At 44.3% G+C, this 19,463-nt stretch carries 7 protein-coding genes and 1 riboswitch; all 7 genes read right to left on the bottom strand.

Annotation, left to right across the window (positions count from 1 at the left end; translation table 11 throughout):
• Nucleotides 1-16: 16 nt before the first annotated feature.
• The 7 genes from MHB41_RS01955 to MHB41_RS01925 all read right to left on the bottom strand — a co-directional run bounded on the left by MHB41_RS01955 (nucleotide 17) and on the right by MHB41_RS01925 (nucleotide 19,231).
• The gene (locus MHB41_RS01955) at nucleotides 17-10,729 is read right to left on the bottom strand and encodes a non-ribosomal peptide synthetase (RefSeq protein WP_217008885.1); all 10,713 of its coding nucleotides are present in this window, start codon (nucleotides 10,727-10,729) and stop codon (nucleotides 17-19) included.
• A gap of 145 nt (nucleotides 10,730-10,874) precedes the next feature.
• A riboswitch (cyclic di-GMP riboswitch) is annotated at nucleotides 10,875-10,968 on the bottom strand.
• 368 nt (nucleotides 10,969-11,336) lie between these two features.
• A complete protein-coding gene (locus MHB41_RS01950) occupies nucleotides 11,337-12,140 on the bottom strand; it encodes an ABC transporter permease (RefSeq protein ID WP_024424298.1) in 804 nt (267 codons plus the stop codon).
• Nucleotides 12,133-13,002 (bottom strand): ABC transporter permease, encoded by an 870-nt coding sequence (locus MHB41_RS01945; protein ID WP_046313825.1) that lies wholly within the window; start codon nucleotides 13,000-13,002, stop codon nucleotides 12,133-12,135. Before MHB41_RS01945 ends, MHB41_RS01950 begins: the two co-directional genes overlap by 8 nt.
• Complete coding sequence (locus tag MHB41_RS01940; RefSeq protein WP_340899373.1) at nucleotides 13,002-14,093, bottom strand: ABC transporter ATP-binding protein; 1,092 nt, start codon at nucleotides 14,091-14,093, stop codon at nucleotides 13,002-13,004. The genes MHB41_RS01945 and MHB41_RS01940 overlap by 1 nt, the downstream gene beginning before the upstream one ends.
• Before the next feature lie 8 nt (nucleotides 14,094-14,101).
• Nucleotides 14,102-15,187: an ABC transporter substrate-binding protein gene (locus MHB41_RS01935; protein ID WP_101677035.1), complete on the bottom strand. Its 1,086-nt coding sequence runs from the start codon at nucleotides 15,185-15,187 to the stop codon at nucleotides 14,102-14,104.
• The gene (locus MHB41_RS01930; RefSeq protein ID WP_340899376.1) at nucleotides 15,184-17,172 is read right to left on the bottom strand and encodes a hydantoinase B/oxoprolinase family protein; all 1,989 of its coding nucleotides are present in this window, start codon (nucleotides 17,170-17,172) and stop codon (nucleotides 15,184-15,186) included. Before MHB41_RS01930 ends, MHB41_RS01935 begins: the two co-directional genes overlap by 4 nt.
• A complete protein-coding gene (locus MHB41_RS01925) occupies nucleotides 17,162-19,231 on the bottom strand; it encodes a hydantoinase/oxoprolinase family protein (protein ID WP_340899378.1) in 2,070 nt (689 codons plus the stop codon). Before MHB41_RS01925 ends, MHB41_RS01930 begins: the two co-directional genes overlap by 11 nt.
• Nucleotides 19,232-19,463 lie beyond the last annotated feature (232 nt).

Raw genomic sequence — 19,463 nt, 5'->3', positions numbered from 1 at the left:
ACCTCTTCATTTTTGCTTAAAATAGATCCATTAGCTTTTCAAGTTCGTCCATGGTGAGATCCTCATCCCCCACATCACTAGGTGTGATCTGACTCTCATCCTGTGATAGACAATGTGAGATCAGTGCCTTCACATTCTTTTCTAAGAGTTCCTTGAACTGTTCGATCGTACGTTCTTCGAATTCAAGGTGATGATAGGAAATCGTCACATGGAGCATTGCTTGTTCTACGAAACCAACAATATCCAGCGCATGAGGTTTCTCAGATTCAGGGCTCAGCGATTGTCCTGCATGCCATGGAGAACGCCTCAATTCACCGCCGCCGATCTGTTCATCAAACTGACCAAGATAGTTAAAGCTGATATCTGGTGTGACTTGAAAATCGATATCGTCCTTCATCTTGTCAGGTGTTAAGTATTTTAAAACGCCATAGCCGATGCCCTTGTTCGGAATGTGTCTGAGTTCCTCTTTTAAATACTTGATCTGATAAGAAAGATCGTCTGCATGCGACATATCCAATAACACAGGATACATACTAGTAAACCAGCCGATGGTCCGTGATACATTGACTGCAGGAAGGATGTCCTCTCTCCCGTGTCCTTCAAGATGAATAAAGTGCCTGTCTTCACCTGTCCACTCTTTCATGGACAACCCTAATGCCGTCAGCAAAATATCATTGATTTCTGTTTGGTAGGCTTCATGTACATCCGTCAGCAGACTGCGTGTTTCCTCTTCAGACAATGTAAAACGAATGGTCTGTGTATGAAGCATTCGTTGATCCTCCGTGACATGATCCTTTTGAAGTGGAGGAACGGAATGCGCAAGCACCTTTTTCCAATAATCTCTTTCCGATAGCAGCTCATCTGACACAGCGTATTCAGTCAGCTTCTGGGCATATTCTTGGAAGGAGTGTGTTTTTTCAGGAAGGGTAAGAGTTTCCCCGCGCTTCGACTGTTCATAAAGAGCCATGAAATCTTCAAGGAAAATGCGCCATGACACACCATCAATGACAAGATGGTGTACAGCCAGCAATAAATGATCCCCTTGATCCGTTCGGAAAATGGCAGGTCTCACTAAAGGCCCGTCTGCTAGCGATATACTCGCCTGCACTTCATTTGCCAGCTTTTCTACCTGCTGGATTTGCTGCGACAGCTCTCCTGTTACTTCCACCACATCAATTGCCACATTATTTTCCTCGATTCCTCGATGACGCTGGATGACGCGCCCTTCTTCGAGCGGATACACCATTCGCAAGGCATCATGATGAATCATGAGCTGTTCCAGTACTTGCTGAACGTTTTTCTCATTTAAACCATTTGGCGCATGAAGCATCATCGATTGGTTCCAATGGTGCTGATTCGTAAAGTTTCGTTCAAAGAACCAGCGTTGAATCGGTGTTAAAATGACTTCTCCTTCGACAGGTGATTGGTCAGCTGTCATTTGATCAGCTTCCTCGATATATGGGCGCAGCTCCGCAATCGTTGGGTACTGGAATAAAAGTTTCATATCGAGCTTCCAGCCCGCTTGCGTGAGTCTGCTTGCCATTTGGATGCCTTTAATGGAATCTCCGCCAAGGAAGAAGAAGTGATCGTGAATGCCGACTTGGCTGACGCCAAGGACATCTTCCCAAATGCCGCAAAGCAGTGTTTCCACTTCGTCTCTTGGTGCTTCGTATACCGTTTGATTCGCTTCGATATCAGGTGCTGGCAATGCTTTGAGATCGACTTTTCCATTGGCCGTCATTGGAAATTGATCTAGTTTTATGATCCATGATGGCACCATGTATTCTGGTAACGTGCGTTTTAGGCTTTCTTTTAAGTTCTCTGTATCTGTATCGTTCTTCGTGATTACGTAAGCGGCAAGGGCGTCTTGATCACCCGCATCTTTGACCGTTGTCACGACGGCTTCTTTGACCGAATCCAGCGTCAGGAGCTGCGCTTCAATTTCTGACAGTTCAATCCGGAAGCCGCGGATATTGACCTGATGGTCTATTCTGCCGAGATAGATCAGCTCGCCATCCTCTGTCCATTTCACTAAATCGCCTGTGCGGTACATGCGCTCGCCTGGATAAAATGGATCTGGGACAAATCGTTTGTCTGTTTCTTCTGGAAGATTCCAGTAGCCTCTAGCTAGCCCTTTTCCTGCAATGACGAGCTCACCGGGTACGCCTGGCGGCGACAGGTCGTATAAAGAACCCATGATGTAAAAACGTGTATTGGCAATGGCTGTTCCTATCGGAAGCGTGCCTTTTTCTGGATCGATCATTCCGCTTGTCGCTACGACTGTATTTTCAGTTGGACCGTAGTTATTCACTAGTTTGTATGGAACCGGCTTTACCTGTTTCAGCTTGTCTCCGCCTGTTAGTAAATAACGCAGAGAATGGTTGTCCATTGACATAAACTGCTCGCATAACTGCGTTGGCAGGAAGGAAATGGTGATGCCTTTTTCATTGAAATAAGCATTGAGCTTGATCATATCGAGGCGAATCGCTTCGTCGATAATGTGCAGCTCTGCGCCGGCGATCCACGTCGGGAACATCTCCCAAATGGAGGCGTCAAAGCCAAAGCCGGCATATTTCGCAGTTCGATCCTCGTGTGTCACTTGGAAGGCATCATTGTGCCAGAACGCAAGATTCACAAGGGACTGGTGCTCAACCATGACACCCTTCGGCTGTCCTGTCGTCCCAGAGGTATAAATCATGTAGGCAAGATCCGTTGGTTTGATATGAACCTGAATTTCGTGAGCTTCTCCTTCTACGGCATCTTCTATGAACAGCACATGACCTGTAAATGAAGATGGTGCAGTAAGTCCTTTTTGCATTAGAAGTACCTCTGCCCCGCAGTCTTCCAACATGTATGCAATACGCTGCGCTGGATAGTCTGCATCAATCGGGACGAATGCCGCACCTGCCTTGAGGACACCAAGGACAGCGGCTGTCATATCAAGGGACGGACGAGTGAGAATGCCGACGCGGTCGCCTGGTTTTGTGCCGTTTGTGATGAGTCTTGAAGCGACTACATTCGCCCGATGGTTCAGCTCATCATACGTCCAGCTCGTTCCGCAGAAGACCGCTGCTTTTTGGTGCGGTGCTTCAAGCGCCTTAGCCTTAATCAGGGCATGAACGGTTTGATTTGATGGGACGTCTAGGATAGGTCCTGACCATTCGTTCAGCTGTTTTTGCTGCTGCTGTGGTGACAATAATCGCATTTGATCTAACGATTGATCTGGTGCTGACACCATTTGTTCCAGCAAATGAAGGAAATATTCTTTCCACTTTTCAATTGACGTCTTTTGAAAGATAGAACAATTAAAATCAAACACGAGCTCAATTTGATCTGCGGATTCGTTTCCAGTTAAGGTCAAATCAAATTTGGCATTCTTCTCTTCGAATGGCTGTGGAACAATGTGAAGCCCATCCATTGATAAATCGCGAATATCCGCATTTTCCATTGAGAATACCACGTCAAAAATTGGATGGCGGCTTGTATCTCGAACCGTTTGCACCTGATCTACCAATTCTTCAAATGGGTACAGCTGATGCTCGTTTGCCTCTAACACAAGCTGATGCACATTTGACGCAAATTCAGCAGCTGTCTGATGTCCTGCTGGTCTTGTTCTAAGTGCCAGCGTGTTCACAAACATGCCGATCACAGATTGAATATCAGGATGGGTTCTGCCAACAACCGGAGAACCAATGATGATATCCTCTTGTCTTGAAAGCTTGCTTAAAAGAATACTGTAGCCAGCAAGCAGGACTGTATAGGTCGTACTGTTGAGCGCTCTAACGAGTTCGTCCAATTTCGCTTTAAGCGAACCTTCGATTGTAAATGAGACACGATCTCCTGCGAATGTTTGCACTTTTGGCCTTGGCAGGTCTTCCGGCAGTGCCAGTACAGGCAGTTCCCCTTCTAATTGATCCAGCCAGAATGCCTCTTCAGCTGCTTTTTGCGCAGCAGATGCCTCACTTTTTGACCAAACTGCATAATCCTTATATTGAACAGGTAATTCCTCTAGTTTGTCTCCCCGATACAAGGCTGATAGCTCCTCAATTAAAATGCCAACAGACGCACCATCTGAAATGATATGATGCATATCAATCAGTAAATAATGGACATTTACGGAAACGGAAACTAGCCCTATTCTGAGTAAAGGCGCTTTTTCTACATCAAATGGCCTGATAAAGTCATTCATTAATTCCTGTATGTCTCGGCCGTTCTGTTCAATTTTTTCAATGTCTATAGAGACATTTGTTTCAATCCGTTGAACAGGTTCATTCTCAACAAAATCAAAGCTCGTTCGGAAAGCTTCATGACGTTGGACTAGCTGATCAATTGCCTTTTCAAATCGTTTTTCATCAAAGGCGCCTTCTAGCTTTAAGGCAGCCGGCATATGATAGCTTTGCTCCGCATCAGTCATTTTCTCCAAAACAAACAGTCTTTTCTGAGCAGATGTCACTGGATAATAGGCCGCCTCTTTGGCAACTTCTACTCGCTTGATCTCCGTTTGATCCGCTTGATCAACCGCAAGGGCGAACGCTTCTAATGTTGGGGATTCAAATAAAGACTTCAAAGTGAGCTCCACCTGCATCTCTTCATACAGCCTGTTCAGCATTTTCATGCCGCGCAGCGAATGGCCTCCGCATTCAAAGAAATGATCATGCCTGCCGATTCGCGGCACTTCAAGAACTTCCTCCCAAATGTTCGCCAGCAGACGCTCTGTTTCTGTTTGAGGAGAGGTGTATTCATTTGCCCCCTGCTCACTGAGATCAGGTGCCGGCAGCGCCCGCCTATCGACCTTGCCATTATTCGTCAAAGGAAGCTCGTCTAATTGCATGAAAAATGCCGGCATCATATATACAGGCAGTTCACGTCCTGCTTGCTCGCGCAAATCAGTTAATGAGACAGATCCTTCTGCTGTGAAATACGCACATAACGTGTCATTCGGAGCAGCAATGACGACAGCTTCCTTCACCTGAGGATGCCGCAGCAGCTGGTGTTCAATTTCCCCAAGCTCGATACGCTGTCCGCGAATCTTCACTTGATGATCGATCCGTCCAATGAATTCAATATCTCCATTTGACAGCCAGCGTGCAAGATCGCCCGTTTTATAAATGGTTTCTTCAGGGCGGAAAGGATTGTTGACAAACTTTTCGCTTGTTAGTTCTGGCTGCTTATAATATCCTTTCACCAGTCCATCACCAGCGACACATAGCTCTCCCGCCACACCCGGCGGCTGAACATGTCCAAACTCATCTACAATATAAACAGCCGTTTGACTCACTGGCTTTCCGATTGGGATGGATAACGCCTGCTTCTCAATGTGATTCACAGGATAATATGTGGTGAAAATTGTGCTCTCAGAAGGTCCGTACATATGAACAAGCTTGTCTTTCCCAACTGTCTCAAGTGCAGTCACTACATGAGGCACAGAAGCACGTTCTCCGCCAAACAGCACTTTTCTTACGTTTTTCAGGCTGTCTTTTTTCATATCGATGAGTAAGTGAAAAAGAGCTGTCGTGATCATTAAAATACTGACTTTTTCCTTCTCAATCGCTCCAGAAAGCTCATTCATGTTTAAAATATGATCCTTTGGCAGAACAATGAGTTTCGCTCCGTTTAATAGAGCACCAAACACATCAAACATAAAGGCATCAAATACATAGTTTGAGAGGCTCATCACTGTGTCTTCAGGATGAATGGTGAGATAATTCGATTGCTTCACCGTTCTCAATATGTTCCGGTGTGTCACCATATTTCCTTTAGGCTTACCGGTTGTACCAGATGTATAGGTCAAATTCGCTAAGTCCTCAGGTGAAATATGAACATCTATAGGGCTGTCTGACTGCTGAGCAATCGCTTGATCTTCTGTTTCTATGATGGTTCCCTCAAATGCAGTGAGCACCGAGCGATGGCGCAGCACTTGATGTGTCAGTAAGAATTGTGCACCGCTGTCTGTTAAAAAGTGCTTCACGCGCTCATCAGGGAAATCGGGGTCAATTGGTACATAGACACCGCCAGCCTTAAGCACAGCCAAAACAGAGAGCACCATTTCATTGGAACGTTCAAAGAATAAGGCCGCTTTCATTCCTTTTTCAAAACCATTTTCACGCAAATAATGAGCCAGCTGATTCACTCGGTCATTCAGCTCTTGATAAGAAAGAACCACATCTTCACATTGCAATGCAGGCTGATGACCATGCTGCTGCACCTGTTTTTCAAACTGCGTCACAATGGTCTCTTCCGCTGGATAAGGCGAAGGTAACGGATTCCACCTATTTAACTGAGCTTCTGCTTCTTGTTCAGACAGTAATCGATAGGATCGAATAGCTTCCTGCGGCGCTTGAACCATCTGCTCCAGCAGATAAACATAATGTTTCATCATCTGCTCTGCCGTACTTCGTTTAAATAGCGCCGTACTGTAATCAAGTACAAAGGATAAACCTTGATCTGACCCCATCGCTTGCAGTGTTAAATCAAATTTCGCAATATGGAAATTGGTTTCTTCAACCTCGACCAGCATGTCTCCAATATGCTGAGCTGCTCCATGATCCGGCGCGAGTGTAAAGACGGTGTCAAACAATGGATGACGGCTAAAATCTCTTGGCACATTCAGCTTTTCAAGCAGCCGTTCAAATGGATATTGCTGATGCTCAAATGCCTGCATCGTCTTTTCCTTTACTTGCTCAATCAGCTGAGACATGGTTCCATTCGGATCTACCTCCGACCGCAAAGCAAGTGTCTGGACAAACATACCGATCATGTCATTCAAATCTGTATGCACACGCCCTGCCGCCGGTGTTCCGACCACGAATTCCTTTTGACCCGTATATTTCGCAAGCAGTGTATAGTAAGCAGAAAGCAAGACCGTATACAGTGTCGTGTGATGGTTTGCTGCAAGCTCCTGTAATTGATTCTTTAACGCTTCATCTATTTCTTTGATGACACGATCACCTGCGAAAGACTGGACAGCTGGACGCTGATAATCAGTCAGCAGCTGTAAAGCCGGAATATCACCCGAAAATTCTTGCAGCCAAAATGCCTCTTCTTTTTGAAAGCCTTGGTGCTGTTGCCAAACAGCATAATCTTGATATTGAAGCTTCAATGGTGCTTTAACCGATCCCTCGTAAGCATCTGACAGCTCACGCAGCATCAAATCGATCGAAAGACCATCTGAAATCAAATGATGCATATCGAAAAAGAGCAAATGCTCCTGATCATGCAATGACTGCAAACCAATTCGAAGAAGCGGTGCACACTCAAGATCAAAAGGTCTGACAAATTGCTGCATGTTTTCTTCCACCGTACCGCCTGTCAGCTGTTCTATTTGAAAGGACACTGATGAAACAATCCGCTGACGAGGAACACCTTTTATCGTATGAAAAGAAGTACGCAGCATATCGTGACGTGAGATCAGCCTGTCAAAGGCTTCAGTCAGCTTCTCAAGCTGCAGAGTTCCTTTTAACCTCACAACAGCAGGCATATGATATGCAGTGCTTTGCTCCAATTGACTCACCATATAGACGCGCTGCTGTGGAGGCGACAATGGATAATGATCAGCAGCCGGCGCTTTTGGTATCACCGTTTCAGAAGACCTTTCTGCTTGCTCAATATAAGCAGCTAGAGCAGCAATTGTCTGCTGTTCAAATAAAACGGAGAGCGGCACCTCCACTTCAAAGTCTCGCTGAACCTTGGTAAGTACGGTCATCGCTTTGAGCGAATGCCCGCCTCGATCGAAGAAAGAATCATACACACCGATCTTCTCTTGATCTAGAATGTCTTCCCACAAATGAACAAGCTTCGTTTCTATATCGTTTCTAGGTGCCGTATAAACAGCATGTACCGCTCTATCACCTTTTAATGCAGCAAGTGCACGACGGTCGACTTTGCCGCTGACTGTGAGTGGAAAAGCATCGAGCTGTTTGAAATAAAGAGGCATCATGTACGCTGGAAGCTGATGTTTGATAGCCGCTTGCAGCATGTCAACAGACACACCTTCATGACGAGCTTGATAATAAGCACTTAACGCCTTTTCTCCATCCGCTTCGTCAACCACTAGCACGACAGCCTTATCAACTCCATCTACCTGCTCCATCACAGCTTCAATCTCGCCTGTTTCTATCCGGTAACCCCTTATTTTCACTTGATCGTCCATTCTGCCAAGATAATCAATCGTGCCATCCGGAAGCCATCTGACTAGATCCCCCGTTCGATACATCCGCTCATGCGGAGAAAACGGGTCTGCTGTGAATACCTTCTCCGTCAATTCAGGCTGATTCACATAGCCTCGCCCAACACCTATACCGGCAATGCACAGTTCTCCTGCTGCCCCATGCAGCTGTAATTGATCATATTCATTTAAAATATAAATACGATGATGACCAAGCGGTTTTCCAATCGTCACATAGCGCTGTTCAGTGGATTCGCTCAGCTCACTGAGATCTAGACGATGCACCGCCGCATCCACACACGTCTCAGTTGGACCATACACATTCCACAGAGTAAAATCAGGCTGACTCATACGAACTGCTTCAATGAGTGAACGTGCTGCTTTCGCAGGCAGCGCTTCTCCCCCAATCAACATGTGCGTCAATGACAGCCCGTCCAAATCCGCAGCAAGTAAAAGCTGCACATGCGCCGGTGTTCCATCTGCCGCTTCAATTTGATGTTTTCTGTAATAAGCCGCTAGCTGCATGCCATTTCTCGTCGTTTCTCGCGGGATGATATGAAGCGTATGTCCAAATAAAAGGGCAGCAAAGATTTGTTTGACCGATGCATCGAAATGGAATGGGGCTAGAAGCGCCATTTGTAGCTCATTCGCCCCTTGATAAATCTCATGATGCAAAGCATGGACCAAATGATGAAGCTGAAGATGCTCAATCATGACGCCCTTCGGCTTTCCAGTTGTACCCGATGTATAAATCATGTAGGCTAAATCATCCGGCGCCGTCTGATCTACAAGCTCAGGCAGCCGGCCATCATCTAATAATATTTGCTGCTGCACGATCAATTTTTCCGAAAGGGCTGGGTAATCTTGAATGAACGATTCCTCTGTTAACACAATAGAAGCACCTGAATCCTCCACAATAAATTGAATGCGCTCCTCAGGTAATGCCGGATCAATTGGTACATATGCCCCGCCAGCCTTTAGTATGCCGAAGACTGCTGCCATGGCATCTGTCTTCCGCTCCATCAAAACAGCAACAGGCACATCACGTGAGATACCTTTCATTTGTAAAAAACGTGCCAGCTTTTCTGCCTGTTGTTGCAGCTCTCCATAAGTAATTGTTCCATTTTCTGCTACAACGGCTGTCCGGTCTGCATATTTGTTGGCTGTCTCATCAAACATGTGATGAACCGGTTTTGCTGCTGGCCTTTCAAACGATTCTCCTTCAGATAATTGCAGCAGCTCCTTATGTTCACCTGCTGAAAGTAAAGGCAGTGTCCCGATCAGCTGATCAGGCTGAGAGACGGCCGCTTCTAGTAATATCAAGAATCGATCAAACATCTTACTCATTTCTTCTTCTGTGAATACATCTGTACGGTAATCCAAATCAATGGTCAATGTATCAGTATCCCAGCGGTCTTTCACATGTATTGAAATATCATTCATTCCGCTCCCGCTAAAAATCGGTTCAGTAATGAACGACAGATTCTCTTTTTTCTGCCACTGCATCACCTGATACTCTAAAGAAATATCAAAAAGGCGTCCTGTAAACCCTTCTCTTTCCCGCAAATCATTCATGAGCAAATTGTAAGGGTACTTTTGGTGTCGCAAGATCTTCATTTGATCTGCCATGACCTTCTTTACGAAATCAAGAAACGATTGCGATCCTTGAACAGATGCACGCATTGGAATCGTGGATACAAACATCCCAATCATCTTTTTTTCTTTGGCATTCGTCCGGTTGCCCATAAAGGTTCCAAGAACGACATCCTCCATACCGCTAAAGCGATGTAAGTAAATATAGACAGTGGACATAAACATCGAAAGCATACTGACTTTCTGTTCTTCACAAAAAACACGAAGCTTCTCCTTTAAAGAATCTGGAACATCCCCTGAAAATCGCTCCGCATGCAAACTCATCTCGTATCCCTTATGCGGTTTTAAAGATGCGAAGTCTGGAATATGAGCAAATTGCTCATTCCAAAAAGCTTGGTCTTTTTGAAAACGTTTAGAAGATTCATAGGTCTGCTCACTCATGATGTGATCAACGAAGGAAATCTCCTCAACTGGCGAGATGTCTACTCCTTGCAGCATGTCATGATATAAGTCAATAATGCGATTTCCCATTAAAATGATGGAAATACCATCCGCGACAATATGATGTGCTTTACAGAACAGCCAGCACTCTTGATCACTGATTTGAAACACCGTAAATTCAATCAAAGGGCTGTCAATCAATGGCATCGGCTCACGAATCTGCTCGTTTGCCCAAACCCTTACTTCCTCTTCACTCCAGCCCTTTTCCATGCGAATCGGCTGTTTTTCATAAGGTTTGATATATTGAACAGGCTCCTCCTTTTCATCTCGATACACGAGCCTCAGCCGAAGAGAGTCAGTTTGTCGAATGTACGCTTGAAGCACATCGACGACCAAAGAAGGATCGAGACCAGATGCTGATCTCAACCTGGCGAATCCACCCAAATTAGAAATACTTGTACCTGGATAAAATCTTTCCGTGTAGAATACTCGCTTTTGCGCATGTGTTAAGGGGTAATAAACTGTATTCATTCTCATCCTCCGCCTCTTCTATGTTTTCTCCACCAATTTCACCCTGCACCCTCTATATCAAAAGAACCAAGTCTATTTCATTAAAATAGACGGTTAAACCGAAAAGGAGCCCACCCCGAATAAAACGGAGGGACTCCCATTTTCATTCGGTAGCCTGCCGACCTTAGCAAAAAAAGAATCATTTACCTTAGGACATGGCTTTGCGTCTCTATGTTTCCATAGATTTGCCTTTTTCTTCTTTTCTTTTAGATATTTTCTATTTACGTCCACTTTATATGAAAATATTGTTTTTTTCACCGAAAAATGGGTGTAAAGATTCATGCGTTATACCGAAGGGATCCTGTGAGAATTGACGATATTTACCGAAAATAACTAATAATAGTTGCGTTCAACCGAAAATAATCGACTAAATACCGCAAAAATTTCATATTTTCCCTTAAATTTTGAAAATATGACCGAAAATGTAGGATAGAGGTCTCCTTGCGTTCCCCGCAAATTCTTAAATCTTAAGAACTATATTCCCTAAAAAAATGAATTTTTTTTACTGTAAAAACAACAAAAAAAGAGCTGTCATTTCAAATGACAACTCCTTGTTTCTTCATTATATTTACATCACCTTAGACAGACCAATCGTTTTCTCAATAATGAGCAGCGCAATGATAGAAATGATAATAAATATGACAGATATCGCATTGACACTCGGATCAAAGGTCTGCTCAATGTAATTAAAGGTCCTGACGGGGATTGTAATGGTTTGAGGAGAGGAAACGAACAAACTGATCGATATTTCCCCAAATGACGTCACAGCTGAAAACACCCCTCCTGCAATGATTCCCGGCTTAATCAAAGGCAATGTGACTCGAAAAAACGTGCGAATGGGTCCTGCGCCAAGATTCATTGAAGCCAGCTCAAGCCGCGGATCTAAATTCGAAACACTCACGCCTACCGTTCGAACCACATAGGGAAAACCAATGATGACGTGACCAATGACGAGCGCCCACAAAGACCCTGTAAAGCCCATAGCCGTAAACAAGTAAAGCATCGCAATCCCTAACACCACCTGAGGAATCATGAGAGGTGACAGAATGAAAGCTTGGACAGCCTCCTTTCCCTTAAAGGAAAGCCTTGCTAAAGCATACGAAGCCATTGTCCCTAAAAGAACCGTGAGAGGCGTCACGATGAACAGCAGAATCACACTGATCCGAAGAGATTCCATCCATTCTGGATTTGACACGACCTCATGAAACCAGCGCACAGAGAACGAAGTCGGTGGAAATTCAGGAAAGGCATTTGGACTAAAAGCAGATAGGACGATCACAAGAACAGGTATGGTTAAAAAAAGATAAACCAATGACCCAGCAGTCCAAATCAGGATGGAAAGCAAGCGGTCACCTATTGACTTTTTACGCATGCATCCTCGCCTCCCAACGCTTCAATAAATAGCTTAATAGACTGACTACCACAAGCACACAAACCAATAATGTAAAGGACATAGCTGCAGCAAGAGGCAGATTATACACCTGCATGACCTGCTGATAAATTGACAGCGGCAGCAGCGGCTGCATCCGTCCGCCGACTAACAGCGGGGTGATATAACTTCCTGCTGCCAGTGAGAAGACGATGATCGCGCCAGTCACCATGCCTGGGATGGTCAGTGGTAAGGTGACATGAAAAAAGGTTCGAATCCGGCCAGCTCCAAGACTCATAGAAGCCGGTCTTAAGTGACGATCCATATCGGTTAAGCTTGTTGCGATCGGCAGTACTGCAAATGGCAGCATAACTTGGACATAGGCAATAATGACCGCATTCATATTCCACAGCATCGAGAGCGGCTTCTCAATTACATGTAAATCTAGTAACATGCCATTGATCAGGCCATTTTGCGAAAGAAGAACAATCCATGCAAATGTCCGAATCACAACACTTGTCAAAAGCGGCGACACAAGTAGGATATAGAAAAATGCCCGCAGACGCGGATTAGGTGCTTTGACGAGCACGTATGCTGCGGGGTATGCCATCAATAAACAAATCACCGTTGTCTGCAAAGCCACCCACACAGTACTTCCAATCGCCTTTACATATGCATCTGTCGTGAACACATGAATATATTGAGAAAAGCTATACGTTTGTAATGTATTCATCATCGAATCGACATCGCGAAAACTGAGAACGAGCATCATCACCAGAGGAGCTAGTAAAAATACAACAAGAAACAAACAGGCTGGCAGCAGCATAAACCAATGAAATCGTTGATTCTTTTTCTTGATTCGCATCACGTATGCACCTTCGAATCTAAGAAAATGATATCTTCAGGCTGCCAATGGATATGGACGGTTTCTCCAACTTCAGGCAGCTCGGGAAATGCCGCATCAGAAGCATGGACAATGATTTCACCATGATCAAGTCCCACAACCAAACGTAATGAATGCCCAATATAACTCACATCTGACAGCACGCCTGATACATGGTTCGGCTTTACTTCCTCCCGCTCAGAAGAGATGCTGATTCTTTCAGGACGCAGCATAAGCAGTTGCTTTTCCCTCTTCTCTTGATGTGCCGCAGCCTGCAGCTGAAGATGCTGACCGCTTGAATGGGTGACATGAGGAACTGTAAATGCCGCATCAGCTTCATTGTACACGGCCTCAAAGAGGTTCACCTGTCCGATGAATTCAGCTACAAATCGATTGTTTGGCTGGCGGTACACCTCTAAAGGCGTCCCAATCTGCTGTATTCTTCCCTCACCTAAAATTCCAACCCGATCAGAAAGGCTTAAGGCTTCCTCTTGATCATGTGTCACAAGAATGGTTGTAATCCCGACATTCCTTTGAATATTTCGCAGCTCTGTCTGCATGTTTTTTCTTAGTTTGGCATCTAAGTTGCTGAGCGGTTCATCAAGAAGGAGAACAGACGGCTGAATCGCCAGCGCTCTTGCAATCGCTACCCGCTGCTGTTGACCACCGCTTAATTGGTGGGGCATCCGTTTCGCAAATGCCTCTAATTGAACAAGAGACAAGCTTTCCATCACCTTCTCTTTGATTTCCGCCTTCTTTTTCTTTTGAACCTTTAGCCCGTATGCCACATTATCATATACAGTCAGATGTGGAAAAAGTGCATAGCTTTGAAAAACCATACCTGTTTTTCTTTGGTAAGGCGGCAAAGCTGTCACATCCTGATCACCAATATAGACGACGCCTTTTGTTGGTTCTAAAAAACCGCCAATGATGTTTAATAATGTTGATTTTCCGCAGCCGCTAGGACCAAGAAGGGAGAAAAACTCTCCCTCATTCACCGTAAGACTGACATCGTTGAGAGCAATTTGCTCACCGAAGTGCTGACTGATGTGTTCTAAATGAATTCCACTCATGCGATCACCTATTTTCCTCCGCCTAATACTTCGTTCCATCGATTTGTCCAATTGCCAAGCTCAGAGGTCGCTGTTTCATAATCTACCCAAGTCAGCTTGCTGTAATAATTTTCTCCAACTTTCACTTTCCCCTTAATCTTGTCATTGTATTTCACATCAGAATTCGACATGCCATAATAAGATTTTTCTGAGAATGCCTCCTGAGCTTCTTTTCCGCTCAAGTAGTTTAATAGTTTGTACGCCGCTTCTTCGTGCTGATTTCCCTTCGTTAAAGCCCAGCTCGCAACAGCTGCAACAGCGCCTTCTTTCGGATATGAGAAACCAATATCCATTCCTTCTTCTTCAAGTGCAAATACTCGCCCGTCCCAATATGGAACAGCCGCAACATCCCCACGTTCTAACAAAGTTTGAATCGATCCTGGGTTATCTGGAAAAGCAGCTACATGACCTTTTAACTGCGCGAGACTTTTAAATGCTTTATCAATATCCTTAGGATTTGATTCTGTCCCCCCTTGCGCATGAACAAGTGCAGAGAAAAATTGCAAACCGGCTGAATAAGTCGGAGATGAAATGGCTACCTTCCCTTTCAGCTGACTGCTCCATAGGTCAGTCCAGCTGTTTGGTTCCTGCTTGACGAGGTCTTTTCTATAAGCAATTCCAAGCTGTCCCATACTAAAACCTGCTGCATATTGTTTTCCATTAACAGTAAGCTTCTTTTGGACAGAACGGTAAAGTTTTTTGACGTTCGGCGCTTGATCTTCATCGATAGGCGCAAGAACGTTTGCTGCGATACCTCTTTGAATCGTATCGGGCTGTAAGATTAGTAAGTCATATGGTGGATTTTTCCCATTTGACGCTTTTAATTTTGTAAACCATTCAGAATCCGCCCCAGAGACGGTTTGCACTTTAATTCCTGTATCTTTTTCAAACTTTTCGAGGATTGGTTTTATATTCTTTTCCCAATCGCCTCCATATACGCCAACAATCACAGTCTGCTGCTGTTTGCCTTGATCCTTTCCATTTCCACCACAAGCGGCCAGCAGTACAACGATTGATAGGATGCCTGCAAAAATAGCAATTAATCTTCTTTTCATGATTTATTTCCCCCTTTTTGTCCATTCATTTGACAAAGTGCTTGAGTAATATCTTCCTTTGTTAACGGCTCATTTCTATGACTGAAATTTTGATGAACTGCATGTTTATAGTGCGTACGTTCATTAGCCGGATAGGAACGAAGCTGAACGGCCAGCTCACTGCTGGCTTCGTCCGTCCATACTTTCTCATAAGCTGCTCTTTGTTCTCCGAAATCCCACACGTCAGTAGATGCAGAAACATCAACCTTTTCTCGCACCCTGCTCGTCTGCTCCTCATCAATCTTCCATTTATTTTGGTCTAAATACACTTTCACACCATATTGCTGCAGCGCTCTTTCTTCACTTAATAGACCTGCTTCCACTTCCTGAAGGACTTTTTCTTTCTTTCGGGCAAATGGATTCCCCCAGCCGCCTCCACTTGGTGAAATCAATTGAACGATATCGCCTTTTTCAAGTCGCAGAACATCTATTTTGGGCTGGTCTTGTTTCTCACCATTAGCCGTGATCAGCTTGACCTCACCAACCGATCCTGCTCGGCCGCCCATTAATCCCCAAGGCTGAAACTTCATCCGTTCCATTCCTCGTGCTGTCACCATTGATTCAGGCTTCATCATTTCAAATTCCAAACCAATTGCATGTCCGCCTCGATTTTCACCAGCTCCACCTGTATTCGGCAGAAGTTCATATCGGTGAACATGAATATCAATATGCTGTTCCAAACTCTCAATTGGGGTATTCTTCAAAAAGCCTGACGAATGATCAATACCGTCCACTCCATCAGTACCATTTTGAGCACCGCCGCCTCCGCCTAAAGGTTCGACAACGGACATTTTCCTGCCACCCGTTTGATCATCAGGTACTGAGAGAACCACAATAGCAGATTGACCTGCACCTGCTGCCGGCACCGCTTCAGGTAACAGCTTACCAATGGCGCCTAGCACGACATTGTACAGCCTCATCGTAATCGAATGACGAATCCCGACAGAAGCCGGGTATTCTGGATGCACCAGCGTTCCTTTAGGAGAGATCACGTCAATTGGATACGTTATTCCACCATTAATCGGTATAAAAGGATCCTTACTAATGATGTAATTAATCAATCCTTGATAAAGAAAGGAATGCTTCTGACCATTGGTAACGAGGTTAAAGGCTGTTTTCACTTGCGGGTCACACTCAGAAAAATCGAGCGTCAGCCGTTTCCCTTTAATCGTTAGCTTGATTTTCAACCGAATAGGGACGTCTGAGATCATATCATCATCTAAATAATCAGCAAATTCACTCGTTCCATCCGGTATAGCTTCAATGACCTTTCCAGCACGATCCTCGGCTTGCTTCAGCAAGTCTATCATTCCTTGTTTCACTTCGTATTTTCCAAATTTCTCAATCATTTCTATTAACCGAATATCTGCTGTATTAACTGCTGCAATCATCGCATTAATATCACCATCATTTAGATGACTAGCGCGGCTGTTCGCTCTTAAAAAGGTACGTACGACCTGATTCTCTTTCCCGCCTTCATAAATTTTCACTGGCGGAATTCTTAATCCTTCTTGATGAACATCCGTTGCTGTCGGTGAAATACTCGAAGGCACAAGCCCACCCACATCACTGACATGAACAAAAGACCAAGCATAGCTTACGATTTCACCATCTACAAAAATCGGCTTAATGATATGGACATCTGGAAGGTGAGTCGCCAAACCGTCTGTCGTATAAGGATCATTAGTGATGATAATGTCTCCTGGCTGCATCGGCCCGCTTTCTTCAATCGCTTTTTTTAGACTCAGCCCTAAAAAGATCGTCACACCCACTGTCTTCGGATAAACAAAGAAATCTCCAGAAGGCGTGGCTAATGCTGTCGCAAAGTCAGCAGATTCTTTGACGAAGGTCGTAAATGACGTCCGTTCAATGACATGCCCCATACCTGATGCAATCGCATTAAAATAACTGCGCATCATCTCAAGCTTTGCTGGGTCAGTTCTCATGTAAAGCCGCCTCCTTTGAAATCACTAAGTTACCTGATGGATCAATGCTGCCTGCCCAGTTTGGCAAAATTAATGTTGTTGTATCATCCTGCTCAATAACTGCTGGCCCATTTACAATAGAACCTACTGACAGAGTATCCCGGTTATAAACCGATGCTTCGTATTCTTTTTCTTCAATAAAAATTCGTCTATATTCATATGGTTTCAAAGACTGTCCGCTGTTTTCATGAACAGGTGAAAAAGGCAGCGGAGGCGTCTCGCCTATGACTCGAACGCGTAAATGAGTAAATTCGATTTTTGCCTGATCATCCCTATGACCATATTGACGCTGATGCAATTTGTGAAAGGCTTCAATGAGTTGGTGGATATTTTGTTCCTGCTTTAGCCAATCAATCGATAATGGCAGTTCAATCTCAAATGCCTGTCCCTGATAACGTGCGTCTGCTAATAATAGAATGGATGTCTGATTGATATGCTGAATGTTTTGCTGGCTGACCCAATCAGTCGCTTTTCGCGACAGCTTCTCATAATCTTGTTTTAGTTGGTTGATCGAATAGTCTTGTAAGCATATTTTCTTCGACAGCACCGCATCATGAATAAAGTCAGCAGTCAGAGCACCTAACGCACATAATGTACCCGGACTTGGAGGAACAACCACATTTTTCGCATGAATTTCTCTCGCAAGGAAATTCGCCACAACCGGCCCTGCTCCGCCAAACGCCAGCAAACTAAAATCTCTAGGGTCAAACCCTTGCTGCTCCATCACATTGCTTAATTCTGTGTACATATTGGCTACGGCTACTTGAATGAGCTGGTCAGCCGCTTCTTCAACCGTTTTGTTGAGCTGATCAGCAATTGGCTGAAAAGCCTTTTTCGCCGCAGACAACTGTAATTGTAAATGTCCTCCGGCAAAACGTTCTTGATTGAGGTAACCGCATATGAGAAACGCATCAGTTAAAGCTGCTTTTTCTCCCTTTCCATACGAAGCTGGTCCCGGGTTTGAGCCAACTGATTCTGGCCCCGCTTTTAGAAGTCCTCCCTGATCAATCCATGCTACCGAACCTCCTCCTGCTCCTATTGAATACATCGCAACAGATGGAAGAATAATTGGGAAGCCAGAAAGCTGATTCGATTGCGCCATTGTAGGCTGTCCATTTTGAATAATCGAGATATCTGCACTCGTCCCCCCAACATCAAAAGTGATCAGGTTGGGTTCACTAGATGATGCTGCAATTCTAGCCGCACCGATGACACCGGCTGCCGGACCAGAAAAGAGAGTCTTCACAGGCGAGGTTGCCGCACTTTCTGCATCCATTAAACCACCATTTGATTGTGTAATGTATGGAGAAATTGGTACACCTTCTTCCTTCAAACGACTTTTCAGTGTTTGCAAATACTGTTTCACCTTTGGTTGAATGTACAAATTAACAACAGACATCACTGTACGCTCGTATTCCCTCATTTGAGGCCATAATTCAGATGAGGTAAGGACTTCTAACTGTGGATAATGATGATTGATATAGGCTTTTGCCTGTAATTCATGAACTGGATTTTGATAACTATGTAAAAAAGAAATGACGATACCTGCTAGCTTTTTAGATATAGCATGCTGGACTGCATCATCTAACTGCTGCAGATGGAGAGGTTTTTTGATCGTACCATCGTGTATCAACCTTTCAGAGATTGGATATACATGTTTCCGAGGTATCAATGGTTCTGGCAAACGAGAATTGAAGTCATAAGGAATGGGTAGTCGTAAACGTTGAAGTGACAATATATCTTGAAATCCTTCTGTCACAAAAAGGGCTAAACCTGCTCCTTTTCGCTGCAATAATGTATTAAGACCAATTGTCATTCCGTGAACGAGGTATTGAATGTTGGATAAATCAACACCTCTTTTTTTTAGAAGATTTAACCCATTGATAATTCCTTGGGCTGGGTCATCAGTCACTGTGGGTGTCTTGAGTTCAGTCAGCTCCCCTGTTGCTTCATTTATCAACGATAAATCAGTAAATGTTCCGCCTATGTCTATTCCGAGCCGGTATGAGACATCCGCCATTTGTACTTCCCTCCTACAATGTAATTAGAATCATATTTTGATAAATTACGACATTTTTTGATATTTGACTCCATATTATTAAAGCAGATCGGTCTAGTCAATTTTATTTTTTTGAAATTTCTGTGTGTTAAATTCTTGAAATTAGCTCAAAAAGCAGTGATAAAGCCATTTTGAATGAGCATATTCGTTTTATGATCTACAAAATTAAAATTTTTATGAATTTCTACAAAAA

It is taken from the genome of Bacillus sp. FSL H7-0578, from assembly GCF_038630855.1.
Taxonomy (GTDB): Bacteria; Bacillota; Bacilli; order Bacillales; family Bacillaceae; genus Bacillus; species Bacillus safensis.
The sequence above is the reverse complement of the archived record's forward strand: the minus strand, read 5'-3'. Positions and strand labels throughout refer to the sequence as shown.